The organism is Engelhardtia mirabilis (assembly GCF_007748095.1).
Classification (GTDB): Bacteria; Planctomycetota; UBA1135; order UBA1135.
In genome coordinates, this window is the sequence record NZ_CP036287.1 from 5,646,037 (window position 1) to 5,664,662 (window position 18,626).

The window sequence follows — 18,626 nt, forward strand, 5'->3', positions numbered from 1 at the left end:
GTGAGCGCCCGCGCGGATCAGGGAGGAACAAGCTGATACGGCCAAGAGGGTGCATGGCTCTAGGCACAGCAACCCTCGATTGCCAAGGTCGCAATCGGAGCCACAGTCAGGGTCAGGCAGCCCACCGACCGGCGCCCTTGGCGACGGCTCCCCTCCACCCGGCCACCATGTACCAAGAGCAGCAGCAACCATGGACGAGCGCTGCGAATCGATGGATCCCTCCCAGGTGATGCAGGCGCCGCGCCAGCCCCTCTGAACCCATGATCATCTGCGGAGGCGTAGGCAGTAGGGATCGATGATCACAAACCGGAGCGTCTGAGCTGCAACATCAACCTCTACGACCTGTAGTGCTTCACAGTCGGCCCCTGGCGCGATCGACCAATCGACCCTCACGTCCAATCGCCGCTCCGTGATCTCGAGCTCGACTCGTCCCGCTGGCATGCCTCGCCAGCTCGACATCTCGATGGCACCGCCAGGATTCGATGAAAACAGCGAGTCATCCAGCTCAATCGACCACCTCGACCGCACCAGCCTTCCATCGACCGGGCGAGCCACTCGAAAGCTGGCTCCTGGAGAAGTCCCGAAGGGGTGACTCTCGGCGTAGAGAAGGGCCGGAATCGCCCCCCCACCATCGAGCGGGAGATTCACCGAACCCTCCAGCGCCCCCCAGAGGCCAGCGTCCGCGACGGACAATCGACCTGCCAACTCGCGCCCGCCGTCCGCGTTGGCCTCGCGGACCTCTAAGATCCCCCTGAGATCCCCCTCGACGTAGAGTTCGGCGCCGACTTCAGCGCCCAGCGCGATATCCGTGCTGATCGGGATCGCGACGTCCCAAACCGGCTCGGGGCCAACAGACGAGCCGATGTACATCGGGACGAATGCGCCAGGCATGACCCCAGCCTCCGGCCCCAGATCCAACCTGACCCGGAAGGGCTTGTCTTCCGCGATGTTCAGAATCAGGTCGAAGGACGCATACGAGTCGATCGATCCAGAATCCGCCCTGTGAACCTCGATCAACCACGGCCCGTCGTCGGCAGCTGAAAGCCGCTCAATCTTTCCACACTCACAAGTGGCCTTCAGTCCCACCAGCTGAGCATCTGGTGCAAAGTCCGGGTCGACAAGAAGCCTCACAACTGGTTGCGCCAACTGCGATGCGGTCAGTGGAACTTGCTGCGTCCACCCTCCGGAGAGAACGACCGCAACCGGCTTGGGCTCGGCCTCTTCGGGACCTCCTGCCGGGCTGGGCTTGAAGTCGGCCCGCTCGCGTCGCACGTCAGCCTCGGCCTCCGCACCCGCGCGCACTGCGAGTGCTCCACGCCCGGATAAGCCCACGTCGACGAAACCGTTCAATTCACCATCGATCGGCTCCCAAGCCAGATCTCCTACCGCAATCTCGCCAACATATCGGGCGTTGCCCTGACGCTCACTCACGTAGATTGCGGGGCCTCCACCCGGCAACCAGACTGTCTGCCGGATCATATCCGGAGTTCCAGCCGCCGAAAGGCCGACTTCGTCAGTTGCGAGCACCACCCCGAGCGGATCGTACCAATCCAGGCGCACCGCTCTCAGCACTCCGCCGGGAATTGAAAGCTGGCATGCGAGAAAGCCCGTATAGCGGCCGAAACCCGGTGGGAAGAGTGCAAGCGATTCGAGCTCTCCAGCGAGAGGCTCAACCGCCGCCCACGGCGCATGGAAACGCAGCCCGTCCGCCGACGAACCCTCCCAGCCAATCGAATCGGCGGCCTGGTTGATCAAAGAGAACAGCTCTCGAAGCCTCCAGAGCTCGAAGGTCACCCCTGTCGCCGCTTCGGCAGGCGAGCCCGCCTCGCCGCGCCCCTCATATGCAAGAGCGCCGCCAACGAAGTGAGTCCTGTCAGTGCCAAGCTCATCCCTCACATCGATGTACGTGCAGCTGCCAACCTCACTGTGATTGAACTGCACCACACGACGCCAGAACGGCCATGCCACGAACAATGTCTCGCGCAAGAGCTCCGACGAGGGCTCTTCCCTAAGATACGGAATGAACAGTTGGCCATCCGCAACTGCGAGGCCTGCCGCATCGGCGATCTTGCGAACGTGCACTCGCGCTCGATCGACGGCCTCTGCTGACACTTCCAATCTCGAGTAGCGCCAATCAAATGATAGCTCGGCGTTCGGCCGCGTGAACCATCCAGCAAGAGCGGTCAGATCGGCGCTCTTCTCGACCGGCCGGCCCACCTCTGGCTCGGCCACCGACTCGGCGGGCGCCACGTTCCTGGACTGCCCCATGACCCCGCTAACGAGCAGCCCGACAGCCATGACGAACGCGAGACAAGAGTACTTCATCAGAAGAGTGAAACCGACGTCGTCTTGCACTGCTCGATCGACACCGTGAGCCATTCGGTCTCGGGCTTCTCCTTCAAGATACAGCAGTACTTCGAGAGCTGAACCGCGCCATCGGCCCCGATCGACGCGACCCCCGCGATCGCCCCGCTACCATTGACCTTGACCCACCAGCAGCCATTGGTGGTTTCTTCATATTCCTCGTGTACACCGTAGGTTGGCGCTGGCTGCACCTGATTCGACACCTTGCTGCAATAGCTGAGCGGTCCATAGACGCAGGCGGCCGCCTGGGTGAAAAACACAACATCCGCCGGATCACAGTGATCCGGAATCTGAGGGTTGAGCCCGCATTCCCCACAGACGCGGTGGAACGTTCCTTTCGAACCGATAACGGCCTTCTTGCACTTGCGATACAACCCCTCGTCAACGGAACCCTCATGCAGGTGGATTGATCCGGATCCGCTGCTCGCACTCGCGGGCAAGTGACCAGCGACACCTGCCGGCTCACCAGCGCTTGAGATCTCCGATGCCCCGAGCATCTCGGTCGACACATCCACCGTCACAATCGACAGCGCAGTCCCATCTCCGCTTCGAACCTCCGCCATGACCTCGCCAGGCGCCAGACCGTACAGATCGAGGCTCGCGCCAATGAGGTTCGGTTCCACCTCGACACCTCCGATCATCGGATCGCCGGCAGAATCCAACAAATCGACGATCCCTGATTGGCTGAGGTTGATGGTGAAGCTGCGGCTCGTCGGGCTGGGCTCGCGAACCATCAGTAGGCCGGTCGAAACGCCGGCCACAGGAACTCCGCCGTCAGGTATCTCGAGCCAAGCCTCTGGATACTCGACCGAGAAATCGAGTGAGTGCACCTGATCGACACCGACTAAGGTCCCTGCCTCCGAAATCGCTACGGATCCAGTCAACGACACCGCCACTTCACAGCGGACAATTCCGGATGGCAGGCTCGGAAGCCGGACTCGATCGCCGATCGGATACCGGATCGGGAGCTCCACCGTCGCATCACCGCCCCCAGTCGTGACCGAGAATCGTTTCGGCGAGATCCCTGGCGTGCCCTCCGACTCAAGCCACCAATCGCCCTCACTCCCTGGCGGCCTCACCGCGGCACCGCCGACGCTTGTGAATCGAAAAGCGTAGTTGAACTGAGGCAGCGAGTAGCTCGCGCTAGCAGCGTCGAGCTCGCTCGACTCGAAGGCGAAGTCGAAGATGAGGCGGCCCGCCTTGTGACCAGGCGCAACCTCGCCTGCCGCGATTCGAGTCACCTCGAGGTCTCGAGACACGAACCGGGCCGAGTCCACATCCACGTCAGCCGAATGAGACTGAGCAGACAAGGAGGCCACGATGAAGATTCCTAAAACCATGATGTTATCAGTCTACACCTAGTAATGCTCGAACCCCAGAGGGGCCCACGCTCGGATAAAAACGATTGGTGAATCACCAAGTCGCGCTCCTGGTGCCACCGCAGACAGATGCCCCTCACGCGCCCATCCCGGCTTCAAGGCGTCGCTGTTCGCTGTCGACTTTAACCTTCACCCTCGCCAGGTAGCTGTAAGAGGTCTTCGGCATGAGGCGAATACGACGCTCGGGCTTCACCTCCGATGCCGGGCATCCGACCAACCGACGAAAGCCAAGGAAAGCGTCGGTTCAAAACAGTCTTGACCGGGCTCCGGCACGGACTGGCTGGATACTAACGAGCCTGCGCACCACCCTGAATCGGCCCTGGGGACAACCGCCGCCTTCGGGGTGCCATCCAATTCGCCGACCATTGAAAGCCTGTCCTCAGCAACCGACCTACTCCTTCCTCTCCTTCTTCGCATCAAATCAATCTCCCAACGACAGATGCTAGCGTGAATCGGTCGAGCGTGTGGGCTCTGCCCAGAATTTGGCCCCACCAGGCATCAGGCGTCCAGGGCCCCATCAAGGCGGAGATTCACGATGATGACGGTGCCCGAGGGCTCGAGATCCGGGCTCCGCGATCCAGGGCATCTCGCTAACTCATGGCCCTGCTGCCGCCCTGAGTAGCGATCCCTCGGCGCCTTTCGGCGCCTGCCGCGCGAGACCATCTCGGTTGAGTTGCGGTGGACAAGTCGTCGACTTGTCCGTGGTACACGAACTGCGGCAGCTTGAAGGAGCCTCAGGGGGAGACCTCGGTCGAGTGGAATTGAATGGGAGATGGCTCCTGAAGGGTGACTCTCGGCGGCGGCAGGAAGACAACTGGCAAGGGGATGCAACGCGTTTGGTGACCTCCTCATCGCGCAAGACGCGCTCGAGGTGATTCACGGCCCTCGTGCCTGTCGACAGGATTGCGGCCGCAAGCGAGGTCCGGCTGTCCTCACGCCCCGCCCGAGCGAACCTCCCGAACGAGAAGCAGCGCCCGCCTACCCACCGTAGACGAGCGCTGCAAGCGGCTGGATCCCACCGGGTCAGGCGGGGCGGGCGTCGCTCCTGCCTCGGAACTGCGCCGACTCCGTCGACCCTTCCATTGCCGTGGTCGACGACTTGCCGCCGCCGACCGCCTTCGACACGAGGTCGAAGTATCCGGTGCCGACCTCGCGCTGGTGGCGGGTCGCGGTGTAGCCGGCTGCCTCGGCTGCGAACTCGGCGTCCTGCAGGTCGGCGTAGGCGCTCATGCCGCGGTCGCGGTAGGCGCTCGCGAGCTGGAACATCGAGTGGTTCAGGGCGTGGAAGCCGGCCAGGGTCACGAACTGGAACTTGTAGCCCATGGCGCCCAGCTCCCTTTGGAACTTGGCGATGGTCGCGTCGTCGAGCTTGCCGCGCCAGTTGAAGGAGGGCGAGCAGTTGTAGGCCAGGAGCTTGCCCGGGTGCTCGGCGTGGATGGCCTCGGCGAAGCGCTTGGCTTGCGCCAGGTCCGGGTGCGAAGTCTCGCACCACACCAGGTCCGCGTAGGGCGCGTAGGCCTTGCCGCGGGCGATGGCCTGGTCGATACCGGGGTGGGTGCAGAAGAAGCCCTCGGGGGTGCGCTCGCCGGTCAGGAATTCGTGGTCGCGCTCGTCGACGTCGGCGGTCAAGAGCGCCGCCGCGTCGGCGTCGGTGCGCGCCACCAGGACCGTCGGCACGTCGGCGACGTCGGCGGCGAGGCGCGCGGCGTTGAGCGTGCGAATGAAGGTCTGGGTCGGAACCAGAACCTTGCCGCCCAGGTGCCCGCACTTCTTCTCGGAGGCCAATTGGTCCTCGAAGTGCACGCCGGCGGCGCCGGCCTCGATCATGGCCTTCATCAGCTCGAAGGCGTTGAGCGGACCGCCGAAGCCGGCCTCGGCGTCGGCCACGATGGGCGCCATCCAGTAGGTGTCGTCGTCGCCCTCCGCGTGGCCGATCTGGTCGGCGCGCAGGAGGGAGTTGTTGATGCGCTTGACCACCTGGGGCACCGAGTTGGCCGGGTAGAGGCTCTGGTCGGGGTACATGTGCCCGGCCAAGTTGGCGTCGGCCGCGACCTGCCAGCCGGAGAGGTAGATCGCCTCGAGCCCGGCCTTGACCTGTTGCACGGCCTGGTTGCCGGTCAGGGCGCCGAGGGCGTTCACGTAGTCGCGGCCGTGGAGCAGCTCCCACAGGCGCAGGGAACCCATGCGCGCCAGGGTGTGCTCGATGCGCACGCTGCCGCGCAGGCGCTCGACGTCCTCGGGGGAGTAGTCGCGCGCGATGCCGTCGAAGCGCCCGGCGGGCACGCCGGAGAGGGAGGTCAGGTGGGGGTCGTTGTCTCGCTGCATGGTGGGAAGAAGGTCTGTGGCCGCGCGGGGCCGGGTAGCAGGTGGAGTGGACGGCCGAGCCGGTGGAGGGCTCAGACGTACTGGTAGGCGGCGGTGGTCAGGAACTCGGGGAACTCGTCGGCGAAGACCAGCTCGCGCAGGAGCTGGGCCGCGAGCAGGTAGCGACCGCGCTCGAAGCGCTCGTCGCCGAACTCGAGGCGCAGGGCGGTGAGCTGCTCGGTCAGCACGCCCTCGACCAGCTCCGCGTCGACCAGTCGACCGTCGTCGAGTCGCCGGCCGTGGCGCAGCCACTGCCAGATCTGGGCCCTGGCGATCTCGGCCGTGGCCGCGTCCTCCATCAGCCCGTGGATGGCGACGCAGCCTTGACCGCGCAGCCAGGACTCCAGGTAGCGCAGAGTCACGTCGACGATCGCGCGCAGGCCGCGCTCGGTGGCCTTGCCGGTGGGAACGCTGAGCAGGTCGTGGCGCCCGATGGCCGGGCCGCCGCCCTCCACCCCGAGTTGGTTCGGGCCGGTCATGACCGCGTCGAACTCTTCGCGCGCCACCGCCACCAGGGCGGGGTGCGCGACCCAGGTGCCGTCGTGACCGTCGTTGACCTCGCGGCGCTTGTCGGCGCGCACCCGGGCGATGGCCTCGGCCGTCGCGGCCGGGTCGTTGCGCTGGGGCACTTGGGCCGCCATGCCGCCCATGGCGAAGGCGCCGCGGCGGTGGCAGGTGCGGATCAGGAGGCGCGAGTAGCTGCGCAGGAAGTGGCGGTCCATGCCCACCGCGTCGCGGTCGGGCAGCACGAAGCTCTCGTGGGCGCGGAAGCGCTTGATGAAGCTGAACACGTAGTCCCAGCGTCCGCAGTTGAGGCCGGTGACGTGCTCGCGCAGCTCCCACAGGATCGAGTCCATCTGGAACGCGGCGGTGATCGTCTCAATCAGGACCGTGACCCGGACCGTGCCGCGCGGCAGGCCCAGAGCGTCCTGCATGGCGAGCAGCACGTCGTTCCACAGACGCGCCTCGCGGTAGTGCTCGAGCTTGGCCAGGTACAGGTAGGGACCCGAGCCCTTGGCGAGCAGGTCGTGGGCGTTGTGCGCCAGGTACAGGGCCGCGTCGAAGAGCGCGCCGTGGATCGGGCGACCGTCCAAGAGCACGTGCTTCTCGCGCAGGTGCAGGCCGCGCGGGCGCACGATCAGCGTCGCCGTGCGCTCGTTCAGGCGGTAGGTCTTGCCGCGCGCCTCGTCCGCGTACTCGATCGTGCCGCGCACCGCGTCGATCAGGTTGGCCTGGCCGTCGAGCAGGTTGCGCCAGGTCGGCGTGGTGGCGTCCTCGAAGTCCGCCATGAAGCAGTTGGCACCACTGTTCAGGGCGTTGATCACCATCTTCCGCTCGACCGGGCCGGTGATCTCCACGCGGCGGTCCTGCAAGTCGGCGGGGATCGGCGCCACGCGCCAGTTGCCCTCGCGGATGCAGGCGGACTCGGAAGGGAAGTAGGGCCGCTCGCCGGCATCGAGGCGGCGCTGGACCTCGGCGCGGTCCTCGAGCAGCTCGTCGATGCGCGGGCCGAAGCGGCGCTCGAGGCGCTCGATCAGCGCCAGCACTTCGGGCGTCAGAAGCTCGCGGTCGCGGGCCGCCAAGGGCCCCACGATCTCGAGGGCACCGGAGTCGGCCGCGGCGGGAGCGGACGGGCGGGAGAGCTTGTCGGCGTGGCCGACGGTGGTGGGTCGTTCCATCGAGGGGGGGGCCTCGGGGCAGGCGCCGGTGGGGGCGCTGGGTGTCGTCGAAGAGCGCGGAGTGCGGGGTGCGGCCCCTGGTTCGAGGCCTTCACCGACGCTAGACAACACTGCCCCACCCTTGGGACGATGCGGCGTAAATACATGAAGTCGAGCGATTTAGGCTGTCAACGATTGCACTTGCCAGGCTGTCAATCGGACAAGGGGTACCCTTCGGCGTGAACGATCTGCCGCACCTGGGGCCCCGCATCCGCCGCTGGCGGAAGAAGCGCGGCCTGACCCAAGCGCAAATGGCTCGGGAGCTGGCCATCAGCCCCAGCTACCTCAACCACATAGAGAAGGGTCAACGGCCGCTGACGGTCCCGATCCTCCTCAAGCTGTCGGAGACCTATTCCCTCGACCTCTCCCAGCTGGCCGACTCCGACGACCTGCGCCTGGTCGCGGAGTTGCGCGAAGTTCTGGGCGACCGGCTGTTCACTGCCTCCGACGCGGCCGGCGCGGACCTCGATGCCCTGGTCGGGCGCTTCCCCGAGATCGCTCGGGCGCTGACGACCCTCTACCGCCAGTACCGCTCCAGCTCGGAGCGAACCGCCGTCTTGGCCGAGCGCCTGTCCGACGGCGAGGAGGTCTGGGGCCCCGATGCCCTGCGCCTGCCCTCGGAGGATGTGACCGAGTTCATCCAGGTCAGTCGCAACCACTTCCCGGCCCTCGAGACCGCCGCCGAGGACCTGTGGACCCGCGGCGAGCTGGAGACCTCGACGCTCTTCTCACAGCTCTCGGCCTACCTGCTCGCGAACCACGGCCTGCGCGTCGAGGTCACCCGCCCCACCGAGCTGCCCGGCGCCGCTCGACGCCTGGACCGCGGCAAGGGTGTGCTGCGAATCTCCCAGGCCCTCTCCGAACACAGCCGCCGCTTCCAGCTCGCCTACCAGATCGCGCTGCTCGAGCACGCGGACCTCTTGGTAGAGCTGGCCCAGGCCGACTGCCTGACCACCGACGAGGCCCGCGCCCTGGCGCGCGTGGCCCTGGCGAACTACTTCGCCGGGGCCGTGTTGATGCCCTACGAGAAGTTCATCGGCGAGGGCCGCGACGTGCGCTGGGACGTGGAGCTGCTCGAGCACAACTTCGGCGCCGGCTTCGAGCAGGTCTGCCACCGCATGACCACCCTGCGCCGCAAGGGCGACGAGGGCCCGCCGTTCCACTTCCTGCGCGTGGACGTGGCCGGCAACATCTCCAAGCGCTACGCCGGCTCCGGCATCCGCTTCGCGCGCTACGGCGGCGCCTGCCCGCGCTGGAACGTCCACTCGGCCTTCATGACCCCCGGCATGATCAGCCGCCAGGTCTCGCGCATGACCGACGGGCGCACGTACTTCTGCATCGCCAGAACCGTACGCAAGGCCGGCGGCGGCTACCACGTGCCCCAGAGCCGTCTCGCGATCGGCCTGGGCGTGGACATCCAGTACGCCCGCGAGATGGTCTACTCCGACGGCGTCGAACTCGACAACGCGGAGACTGCGGTGCCGGTGGGGATCTCCTGCCGACTCTGCGAGCGCCTCGACTGCCGCCAACGGGCCTTCCCGCCGGTGCACCACCGCTACAAGGTGGACGAGAACGTGCGGGGCCTGTCCTTCTACTACGAGCCCGAGGACGGGGAGAGCGACTGAGCGCGGGCTTGCGGGGAGACCTGAGAGCGCCCGGGCCCCTCACCTCCATGCCGGGCCGATGGCCGGGGCGTTTCAAGCGGTCGGATTGACCTCCGTCGAGCGGCACGGTCCGATTCACCGGCATATGCGGCTTTCGGGGGCCGCAGCGGCCTGGTCGCCTTGCCTCGCCCGCGGAGATGACACCCTTGTCATCTCGCCCTCCGCGGCCGGAACTAGCCTCGCCGACTCCCCGTCCCCATCGGCGCCGCTCCACCGACTGCCCATGCGCTCCCTCCTGCTGCCGCTCCCGATCGCCCTCCTGGCAGGCTTCTCCACGGCCCAGTCCACGAACCTCGCGTTCGCGCCCCACGTCGACCTCGAGCTGCCGGCTTCACTGCCGAAGGCCACGGCCCTGGGCGACTTCGACGGCGACGGGAAGGTCGACGTCGCCGTCTCCCTCGCCGGTCAGGAGGAGATCGGCAGGATCGCCGTGCTGCTCGGCTCCGTGTACCCGCAGCTCGATGCTATCGAGTTCGTCTCCGGCGGCCAGACCTGGGGCATCGCAGCCGCGGACTTCGACGAGGACGGCTTCGACGACCTGGCCGCCACGCTCGGCTCGAGCAGCTCGAACCAGGTGCGGATCTTCCGCTCGAGCGGCAACGGCTCGTTCACGCTCCTGAACACTGTCCTCGCCGGCAGCTTCCCGATCTCCGTCGAGCCCGCGGACTTCGACGAGGACGGCCACGTGGACCTGGCCGTGGCCAGCAACGTGTCGGGCGGCCTGCGCGTCTTCCTCGGGAACGGCGACGGGACCTTCGGCGCCGCGCTGTCACTGGGCGGCACGAACTGCACCGACGTCGCCGTCGGCGACTACAACGGCGACGGGCATCGGGACCTGGTGATGACCCAGTACTCGGGCACCAGGCTGTGGCACGGGCTCGGCAACGGCAGCTTCGTGTCCGACGGATCCGTGGCCTCCTCGGCGCTGACCCAGGGCGTGGCCATGGGCGACCTGAACGGCGACGGCCGCGACGACATCGCCACGGTCGAGCTCTACACCGACCTGATGCGCGTGGTGCTGTCGAAGCCCGGCGGCGGCTTCTTCAGCTCGGTCAGCTACGACCTGGGCGGCTTCCCGAACGACGTGCGGATCGCGGATGTGAACGGCGACGGCATCGGCGACGTGATCGCGGTGGCCCAGGACAACGACGCCGTCTCGGTCTGGCTGGGCCTCGGCGGCGGCGCGCTCGGAGGGAAGACGAACATCGCGGCAGGCCCGCAGCCCACCTGCCTCGCCGTCGTCGACCTCGACGCGGACGGCGCGCTCGACGTCATGGCACCCTGCCGCAACCTCGCCGAGACGCCGCCCGCGCCGATCCTCGTCAACCAGACCTCCGCGGCGCAGTGGGCCTGGACAGGCGCGGCTCTCTCCGGCGCCAATGGCGTGGCCGCATGGAGCGGCGCCGGCGACCTCTCCGCCGGAAGCCCGGTCAGCGCCACCCTCACGTCGGGGACCGCCTTTGCGCCGGCCCTGTTGGTCGTGGGCCAGAGCGCCGCGAACCTGCCGCTGCTCGGCGGTCTGTTGGTCCCGAATCCCGACCAGCTCGTCGCCGGCATCGCGCTGGACGCGTCCGGGGGCCTCGACTTCCAGTGGCCCTGGCCCGCCTCCCTGCCCTCGGGCAGTGAGCTCTACACCCAGGTGTGGTTCTTCGATCCGGGCGCCGTGGAGCTGTTCGCGGCTTCGAACGGACTGGTCGCGCGCGTGCCTTGACGTCTCGAGTCGGTGGCGAACACGTCGCCGACCGATGGGCGTTCGACTCGCCGCGCGAGAGCAATAGCTTTCGCGCGGCCTGTCGAGGTCCGCGGCCGCCAGCGGTTGAAACTCGCCCAGAGGCACGCTCGGCCGGGGACTAGACTGCTCCCCATGTTCCGTCCCTCTGCCGTCGTCCTCGCCCTCTTCGCCGCCTGCCCGACCCTACAGGGCTGCGCTTTCCACTCCACCGCCCGCGAATGGAACGGCCTGGTCGGTCCGGATGGCGAGCCTACGCACCTGCGGAGCTCGACCAATGTCGGCCTCAACCTCTTCGTGGTCTTCACCATCTTCGGATCCACCGACACGGGCGGAATGGTGGACGAGATCACCGGCGAGATCGCGGCGGAGGGCGGCGATCGCGTGCGGATCATCCAGTCCGCGAGCGAGAACTACTGGTACGGCTTCCCGCCCCTGACCTGGATCTTGACGCCGGTGGTGACGACCGTGGCCGCGGACTACGTGCCCGCGAATGAGGTCCCGGAGTCGGAGCCCGCGGAGAATCCCGTGGCTCGGGACGACGACGGCGACGACGAGTGATTCGGCGAGGCGGTCGGGGCTCGAGGAGTCGGCCGGGCGGGGCGCTTTGGATCCGGCCCCGCCTCGATGCTTCATACCTCGGTCCAGGGCGGCCGACTCGCCGCCTTGAACCGGGCTCGATCGCGCAACTCATCGGCCTTGGCTCGCAGTTCCGTTGGCAGAGCATCGATCGAGGACTCCAGCGCCGCTAGCGCCTCGTCCTCGCGCCAGAGCCGGATCCGCAGGGCGCAGCCGTAGAGGAAGCTGATCGGGAAGTCCTCCGGCGTGGCCCACTCCAGCAGCAGATCGAGCGCCTCGTGGAGCTTGCCCTGCAGCGCGAGGCTCTCGGCCTGCAAGGTCAAACCGACGTCGGTCGCAGGCGCCCCCTCGCTGGCGAACAGGTCGGACACCTTGTCGAAGCGGCCGAACGAGAACCAACGCTGGGCGAGGTCGAGGACCTCCGTGCCCGACCTCTGACCTCTGACCTCTGACCTCTGACCCACCGCGTGATGGTGGAAGCGAGGACCGACAGCGAGTCCGAGGGCGATAGCAGACTCTGGTGCCGCGCGGCTTCCTCGAGGCGGCCCTCGGCCAGGTAGGCGATCACGAGCTCGCGCCGGCGCCCGCCACTCGGGTCGGTCGCCGCCAGGCGCTCGTAGTCGTCCGGCCGCACGTCGTAGGCACGCCAAGCACCCTGCGTCCGTCCGATCGGCTCGAAGCCGAGCAGCCAGTGGTCACTCGGCCCGGCCGCCTGCCGACTCTGGGGAGCCAGTTGGTCGAAGTAGATCGCCAGGCGCCCGAAGCGCGGCCCGCCCGCCCGCGTGACCACCTGCAGCGCGCCGAACTCGTCCTCGAGTCGGACCAGGCCCAGGTCCTTCATCTGGCCCCATTCGGTGTTCGAGTCGGCGAAGTACTCGAGCCCGGCGTCGGACCCGCCCGCGGGAGCGTTGTAGTAGGCGATGGCGTTGGGCCAGATGCCCCGCAACTCGAGCCCGACGGGAACGACCGCAAGGACCAGCCCGGCCGCGAGCGCGCGCCGGACCGCGCTCGGCGCCGCCGCCAGCGTGACCACCGCGAACCCGCCCACGATCGCCATCAGCGGCATCAACTGGAGCAGGTAGCGCACTCCCAGCTTGTAGGAGGTGCCGAAGGTCAACGCCGCGATGGGAAGCACGATCAGTGCCAAGAGCAAGCCGAGCGCCACGCGCTGGCGCGACGTGATCCGGCGGCTCGGAAGCAGCAGCGCGACCGCACCGAGCGCGAACGCCCCCAGAACGACGACCGGGGTCTTCACCGCCAGGGCCAGGGGGTAGTAGAGCGGCGTGGACTCGTGATAGGCGCCGAGCATGTAGCCGGCGCGGGGACCCGCCACGCCATCGGTCGAGAGCATGAAGTCGAGTCCCTGGGCCAGAGCCAGGGGCAGCACTCGGGGGAGCTGGCGCAAGAGGGGCGCGTCGAGAGCCGCGAATGCGGCGCTGCGGTAGGCGTCCCCCGCCGCCGGCGCGAAGGGCTGCGTGAACAGGTAGGCGGCGTGCAGGGCGAAGAGGCCGCCGACGACCATCGCGCCGAGGGCCGCTGAGCCGACCTTCAGGCGTCGACCGGCCGACGCCTCGCGCTGCCCGTCGCCGCGCGCGACCACAGCGGTGATGGCGACGATCGCGATCAACGGCACGAAGACCGCGGCGAGGTACTTCGTGCCGACCGCCAGTCCGCAGGCGAACCCGACCACGAGCGCACGCTGTGCGGACGGGCGCTGGACGCACCAAAGGAGCGCCGCCGTCGCGAGCAGCGTCGCCAAGGCGTGGGGCATGTCCGTCGTCACCAGGGCTCCGTGCCCCAGCAACATCGGGTTCAGCACGAACAGGGCCAGGGCCAACAGCGCCCCACCTCGACCGATGACCGCGAAGGCGGCGGCAAAGGTCAGAGCAGCCGTGAGCAACGCCACGAACGCGATCCCCAACCGTCCGAGCGCGAGGGCCGGCATCAGCTCCTGCGACGTGTAGACGGCAGGATCCAGATCTCCGGCGAAGAGTTGGTTCAGGTAGAGCCCCAGGGGTCCCTGGTACCTCAGGTGGTAGACGGACCAATCGAGGTACGTCACCAGGTGGTAGCCGCAGGAGAAGTACAGCCGCTCGTCGGCCGTCGGCGGGAGCTGGTACGCCAGGGCCAGCAGCGAGCCGCCGTACACCCCGAGCAGGGCGAGGACGGCGAGCCAGTAGAGGGTGGTCCTTGACATGGGACGGTGCGCGGGTCGAGAAGCACGCAATGCCCGGATGCGTCGGATGCAGGGCGAGCACCATCGACCGGCCAAGATCATCCCCGAGCGGCGACCGAGGGCCGCGACAAACCCGGGCGAGTACCCCTCGCGTTCCCGGATGACGGCTTCGGCGGCGAAAGAAGTGCGTAAGGTTCCGCCGACGGGTGGAGGTCGACCACGGTCGGACCGTCGATCACTTTTTCTTCAACTCGGCAGCACGCTTCGCGCGCGGTGGCCGTTCCTGCCGACGGACGAAGCGACGATTTTCGACCGCGCGAGAGGGCGACGGAGACGATTCAAAGCGTTGACCTCAACGGGGACTTGCAGCTCCACCTGCGGGGCTCGATCCACTTGCGGGCTCGATCTACTTGCGGGCTCGATCTACTTGCGGGCTCTATCTACCGCGCGTCGTCCGCCGGTGAGTTGGGCGCATCGGCCGCTGCTCCTTGCGGCCGATGCGCGCTAGAGGGCCGGGCCGCGAAGGTTCGTTCACCTACATCAATCCAACACGAGGCCCCAACGATGCACTATCGCCTTTTCCCGATCGGCCTTGCTCCGATCGCCACGGTTTCAATCATCGCCAGCTCGCTCGGCGCGGGCTCGATCGCCGGCGCGGCGACGACCCCCACCGTCCAAGGGCACCAGATCGCGCTCGACGTGATCAGCAACACGACGGCCCCCAGGCCGGGGATCCCGGTCCAGGTCCAAGGCTATGCCGCGGGCGTGGCCAAGGCTTACAACCTCGTCACCGACGGCGATGGCTTCACGCCCTTCGTCGAAGTGGGACCGCTGAGCACCATGTGGATCACCCTGGGCGAAGCGAGTCTCGCAGGGACGGCGTCCGGCGGCGGCGGTTCCGGCGGCGCCTCTGGCGGCGGTTCCAGCGGCAGCTCCGGTGGCGGGCAGGCCGTGGGCGTCACTCGCCCGTGGCTGACCGCGGACTCCAGCGTCGCCGAGAACGACGTATTCGAGCTGCTGACCGTCACCCAACCCACGGCTCACACCCACCACTTCGCGCCCCTGGGCGATGCACCGGGGCGCTTCGGCCCCGGCGACGAGGAGATCGACTGGCAGGAGGTCGTCGTGCTCCCGCCGCCTCCGCAGCCGGCCGGGGCGCCGGCGAGCGAGGGGCTTTCTTTCCGAGGCCACTCGGGTTCCCTGGCGACCATGCACGACATCCACGGCGTGCTGAACTACCAGGGCTACGGCGACGCGCCCTTCCACTACGACGCGGGCTTCTACCTCGACAGCCCGAGCGTCAACATCCCCGACGGGGAGCTCTTCGTCGCCTTCAACTACATGGATCGCGACTGCCCCCGGGACACCGTGGTCGACCTCTACGAGTTCCGCACCGCGGGGCCCCTGCCCGCCACGCCGGTCAAGGCCGAGATCGAAGCCGTGTCGACGCTGCCTCCCGGGGTGCTCGTGCGGGTCCGGGGCACGAAGTCGGCCGGGAAGCTGATCCTCTGCCTGAGAAGCGGGTCCTTCGGTCCGCCCATCGTGCACCGCGGCGTCTCCGCTCCGCCGACCCTGTCGCCGCTCACCGATCCGGGTCAGTTCGGCCACGGTGGCGGCCAGGCGACCAGTGCCGACGCCGGATTCGATTGCGGCGCGTGCACGCCCTACAACGGCGAGTCCTTCGTGCACAACAACACCTTGACCTGTGATCCCGAGACGCCGCTGACGGGCGACTGCCCGCCAGGCGAGCTCCTGAATGTCAGCTGCAAGGGACGCACGAAGCCCTTCGGCCCGATCGTGTGCCCCAAGGCCGGCGCCGTGGACAGCTCGGTGAAAGGCGAGATCGTCAAGGGCTTCTCGATCTCGGGGACGTTCAACAGCTCCCCGGGTGGTGTCGGCGTCGACTTCGGCATCGACTGGGAGCAGTCCTCATCGACGTTGATCACCGAAGGCATACCGAACCCGCCTGAAGGTGAATGCGCCGAGTGTGTCCAGCTCAATGCGATCGCCTCCTGGTGCCGGGGCATCTTCAAGTTTCAGGTGAGCCAGTGGGAGCTCCTCCCCTATCCGCACGTCGACCCCTGCTCCGCCTTCGACAGGGCTGTCGTCGCCTGCGGCCCCAACGTGGTCGTCAAGGGTGCCTCGTGCGACCAATCCAAGTTCGGAGGCTCCGGCGACTGACGGACCCTCGAATTGGAGCGCACCCCGCCAACTAACGGGGCATCGACCAGGTCCAGGAGCGGACCCCGGTGGCGGCGGATGCGTCGCCGGGGTCCGAGTCAGTGGGCCTGGGCCCCGCCCGCGCCCTTGGGGACGCGGACCGAGCTGACCAGCGCTTGGATCTCGGGCGGCGGCGGCGGCGTGAACTTGGCCACGGCGATCGCCACGGCGAAGTTCAGGGCCATGCCCAAGGCACCGATGCCCTCGGGGCTGATGCCGAACCACCAGTGCTCCGCGGTGTTGGTCTCCGGCGCGACGAACTTGAACCAGACGATGTAGCCGGCGGTGAAGGTGATCCCCGCCACCATGCCGCTGATCGCGCCCTCGCGATTCATGCGGCGCGAGAAGATCCCGAGCAGGATCGCCGGGAAGAACGACGAGGCCGCCAGGCCGAAGGCGAAGGCCACCACCTGGGCCACGAAGCCCGGCGGGTAGATGCCGAGTAGGCCCGCGAAGATCACCGCGACCCCGGCCGAGATGCGCGCGGCGGCCAACTCGCGCGACTCGCGGATCTGCGGGAAGAACGTGCGCTTGAGTAGGTCGTGGCTGACGGCGGTGGAAATCACCAGCAAGAGGCCCGCCGCCGTGGAGAGGGCCGCAGCCAGCCCACCGGCGGCCACCAGCGCGATGACCCAGTTCGGCAGGCCTGCGATCTCGGGATTGGCCAGCACCATGATGTCCCGGTCGATGTAGAGCTCGTTCTCGCCCGCGGAGGGCGCGTTGGTCACAAGGCGCTCACCGGAGACCCCGCGGCCGGCCTCGTCCGTGGGTCCCGACTCGAAGGCGGGCTTGCCGTCGAAGGGCGCGCCGCTGCGGTAGCGCACGCGCCCATCGCCGTCCTTGTCGACCCAGGCGATGAGGCCCGAGTTCTCCCAGTTCTTGAACCAGGCCGGGATGGTCTTGGCCGCGTCCGTCTCGGACGACTCGGCGTAGCGCGCCCCCTCGACCACGTCGATCAGGTTGGTGCGCGCGAAGGCCCCCACCGCCGGCGCAGCGGTGTAGAGCACCGCGATGAACAGCAGGGCCCAACCGGCCGAGGTGCGCGCGTCGCGCACGCGGGGCACGGTGTAGAAACGGATGATCACGTGGGGCAGGCCGGCCGTGCCCACCATCAGCGCCAGGGTGATGCAGAAGACGTCGACCAGACCCTTGGAGCCCGAGGTGTAGGGCGCGAAGCCGAGCTCCGCGTGCAGCCCGTCGAGCTTGGCCAAGAGCGAAATCGTCTCACCCCCCGCGATGCGGCTGCCCACCTCGCCGGCGAGGTTCGAGCCGAAGCCGAGCTGCGGCACCGCCACCCCGGTCATCAGGATCGAGATGAAGATCGCCGGCACCATGAAGGCGAAGATCAGCACGCAATACTGCGCCACCTGGGTGTAGGTGATGCCCTTCATGCCCCCGAGCACCGCGTAGAACAGCACCACGCCCATACCGATCACGACGCCGGTCTCGACCGGCACCTCGAGGAAGCGCCCGAAGACCACGCCCACGCCGCGCATCTGCCCCGCGACGTAGGTGAACGACACGAAGATCGCGCAGACCACCGCCACCAGCCGCGCGGTGCGCGAGTAGTAGCGGTCGCCCACGAAGTCAGGGACCGTGAAGCGGCCGAACTTGCGTAGGTAGGGCGCCAGCAGGAGGGCCAAGAGCACATAGCCCCCGGTCCAACCCATCAGGTAGACGCTGCCGTCGTAGCCCATGAACGAGATCAGCCCCGCCATGGAGATGAACGAGGCGGCGCTCATCCAGTCGGCGGCGGTGGCCATGCCGTTGGCGACCGGATGCACCCCACCGCCGGCCACGTAGAACTCGCGCGTGCTGCCGGCCCGGGCCCAGATCGCGATGGCGATGTAGAGGGCGAAGGTCAGCCCGACGATCAGGAAGGTCCAGCTCTTGACGTCCATGGCGCCGTCAGTCCTCGGAGACGCCGTAGCGACGGTCGAGCCGCTTCATGGCCACGACGTAGACGAAGATCAGCACGCAGAAGGTGTAGATCGAGCCGGCCTGGGCGAACCAGAAGCCGAGCGGGAAGCCGGTGCCCGGGAGCTGGTACTCGTTGAGCGGCTCCGCGAACAGGATCCCGCAGCCGAAGGAGACGGCGAACCAGATCGAGAGCAGGAGGCCAAGCAGCCGCAGGTTCGCGCGCCAGTAGGCGCGTGCGGCCATTCTGCCGTCGGGATCGAATCGAGAATCGGACACGCGTGGGGTCGTCGAGTAGAGGACGCGGACGGGGCGGTGGAGCACTCCTCGCCCATCGGTGCTGTCATGGTACGACGCTCGTGCGCCGCGAGCAGCGCCCCATGACTTCGCCGCTGCTCGGCCCAATGGAAGGGGACGGGCTCGGCCTTGGAAGTCCAGCCGGGAAGCTGCGCGGCCGTGGACCGCACGACGCCGCCCATCCGCGCGCGTCCGAGGCTCCCGGTGACGCGGGACGCT

At 67.9% G+C, this 18,626-nt stretch carries 12 protein-coding genes; 4 read left to right on the forward strand and 8 right to left on the reverse strand.

Annotated elements, in window-relative coordinates; translation table 11 throughout:
• Positions 1–264: 264 nt before the first annotated feature.
• The 4 genes from Pla133_RS20775 to aceB all read right to left on the reverse strand — a co-directional run bounded on the left by Pla133_RS20775 (position 265) and on the right by aceB (position 7,786).
• Positions 265–2,355, reverse strand: a complete 2,091-nt coding sequence (locus tag Pla133_RS20775; protein ID WP_145068828.1) for a hypothetical protein — start codon at positions 2,353–2,355, stop codon at positions 265–267.
• The gene (locus Pla133_RS20780; protein WP_145068830.1) at positions 2,325–3,704 is read right to left on the reverse strand and encodes a hypothetical protein; all 1,380 of its coding nucleotides are present in this window, start codon (positions 3,702–3,704) and stop codon (positions 2,325–2,327) included. Before Pla133_RS20780 ends, Pla133_RS20775 begins: the two co-directional genes overlap by 31 nt.
• Positions 3,705–4,766: 1,062 nt before the next feature.
• Positions 4,767–6,068 (reverse strand): isocitrate lyase, encoded by a 1,302-nt coding sequence (aceA, locus tag Pla133_RS20785; protein ID WP_145068832.1) that lies wholly within the window; start codon positions 6,066–6,068, stop codon positions 4,767–4,769.
• Between the two features lie 71 nt (positions 6,069–6,139).
• Positions 6,140–7,786, reverse strand: a complete 1,647-nt coding sequence (gene aceB, locus Pla133_RS20790) for a malate synthase A (RefSeq protein WP_145068834.1) — start codon at positions 7,784–7,786, stop codon at positions 6,140–6,142.
• A gap of 218 nt (positions 7,787–8,004) precedes the next feature.
• Between aceB and Pla133_RS20795 the strand changes: the two genes are divergently transcribed.
• The 3 genes from Pla133_RS20795 (at position 8,005) to Pla133_RS20805 (ending at position 11,779) form a co-directional block, all read left to right on the forward strand.
• Positions 8,005–9,450 carry a helix-turn-helix domain-containing protein gene (locus tag Pla133_RS20795; protein WP_145068836.1) on the forward strand — a complete coding sequence of 482 codons (1,446 nt, stop codon included), beginning with the start codon at positions 8,005–8,007 and terminating at the stop codon, positions 9,448–9,450.
• Positions 9,451–9,712: 262 nt separating this feature from the next.
• Positions 9,713–11,200: an FG-GAP repeat domain-containing protein gene (locus Pla133_RS20800; RefSeq protein WP_145068838.1), complete on the forward strand. Its 1,488-nt coding sequence runs from the start codon at positions 9,713–9,715 to the stop codon at positions 11,198–11,200.
• Positions 11,201–11,353: 153 nt separating this feature from the next.
• Positions 11,354–11,779, forward strand: a complete 426-nt coding sequence (locus Pla133_RS20805) for a hypothetical protein (protein ID WP_145068840.1) — start codon at positions 11,354–11,356, stop codon at positions 11,777–11,779.
• Positions 11,780–11,850: 71 nt separating this feature from the next.
• Here Pla133_RS20805 and Pla133_RS20810 read toward each other — a convergent pair whose 3' ends face one another.
• Together Pla133_RS20810 and Pla133_RS20815 are read right to left on the reverse strand one after the other, a co-directional pair.
• The gene (locus Pla133_RS20810) at positions 11,851–12,114 is read right to left on the reverse strand and encodes a hypothetical protein (RefSeq protein WP_419191792.1); all 264 of its coding nucleotides are present in this window, start codon (positions 12,112–12,114) and stop codon (positions 11,851–11,853) included.
• Positions 12,115–12,116: 2 nt separating this feature from the next.
• Positions 12,117–13,994, reverse strand: a complete 1,878-nt coding sequence (locus Pla133_RS20815) for a glycosyltransferase family 39 protein (protein WP_419191793.1) — start codon at positions 13,992–13,994, stop codon at positions 12,117–12,119.
• A gap of 543 nt (positions 13,995–14,537) precedes the next feature.
• On the opposite strand from Pla133_RS20815, the gene Pla133_RS20820 reads away from it, so the two are divergent.
• On the forward strand, positions 14,538–16,154 hold the full coding sequence (locus tag Pla133_RS20820) for a hypothetical protein (protein WP_145068847.1): 1,617 nt from the start codon (positions 14,538–14,540) through the stop codon (positions 16,152–16,154).
• Positions 16,155–16,252: 98 nt separating this feature from the next.
• On the opposite strand, the gene Pla133_RS20825 is transcribed toward Pla133_RS20820, so the two are convergent.
• Positions 16,253–18,094 (reverse strand): sodium:solute symporter family protein, encoded by a 1,842-nt coding sequence (locus Pla133_RS20825; RefSeq protein ID WP_145068849.1) that lies wholly within the window; start codon positions 18,092–18,094, stop codon positions 16,253–16,255.
• Positions 18,095–18,101: 7 nt separating this feature from the next.
• Positions 18,102–18,356, reverse strand: a complete 255-nt coding sequence (locus Pla133_RS20830; protein ID WP_145071013.1) for a DUF4212 domain-containing protein — start codon at positions 18,354–18,356, stop codon at positions 18,102–18,104.
• Positions 18,357–18,626 lie beyond the last annotated feature (270 nt).

Bases quoted from the DNA above. Each gene is read 5' to 3' on its own strand.
- Pla133_RS20780 (WP_145068830.1), bottom strand. From the start codon at position 3,704: ATGGTTTTAGGAATCTTCATCGTGGCCTCCTTGTCTGCTCAGTCTCAT.
- aceA (WP_145068832.1), bottom strand. From the start codon at position 6,068: ATGCAGCGAGACAACGACCCCCACCTGACCTCCCTCTCCGGCGTGCCC.
- aceB (WP_145068834.1), bottom strand. From the start codon at position 7,786: ATGGAACGACCCACCACCGTCGGCCACGCCGACAAGCTCTCCCGCCCG.
- Pla133_RS20800 (WP_145068838.1), top strand. From the start codon at position 9,713: ATGCGCTCCCTCCTGCTGCCGCTCCCGATCGCCCTCCTGGCAGGCTTC.
- Pla133_RS20805 (WP_145068840.1), top strand. From the start codon at position 11,354: ATGTTCCGTCCCTCTGCCGTCGTCCTCGCCCTCTTCGCCGCCTGCCCG.
- Pla133_RS20815 (WP_419191793.1), bottom strand. From the start codon at position 13,994: ATGTCAAGGACCACCCTCTACTGGCTCGCCGTCCTCGCCCTGCTCGGG.
- Pla133_RS20820 (WP_145068847.1), top strand. From the start codon at position 14,538: ATGCACTATCGCCTTTTCCCGATCGGCCTTGCTCCGATCGCCACGGTT.
- Pla133_RS20825 (WP_145068849.1), bottom strand. From the start codon at position 18,094: ATGGACGTCAAGAGCTGGACCTTCCTGATCGTCGGGCTGACCTTCGCC.
- Pla133_RS20830 (WP_145071013.1), bottom strand. From the start codon at position 18,356: ATGGCCGCACGCGCCTACTGGCGCGCGAACCTGCGGCTGCTTGGCCTC.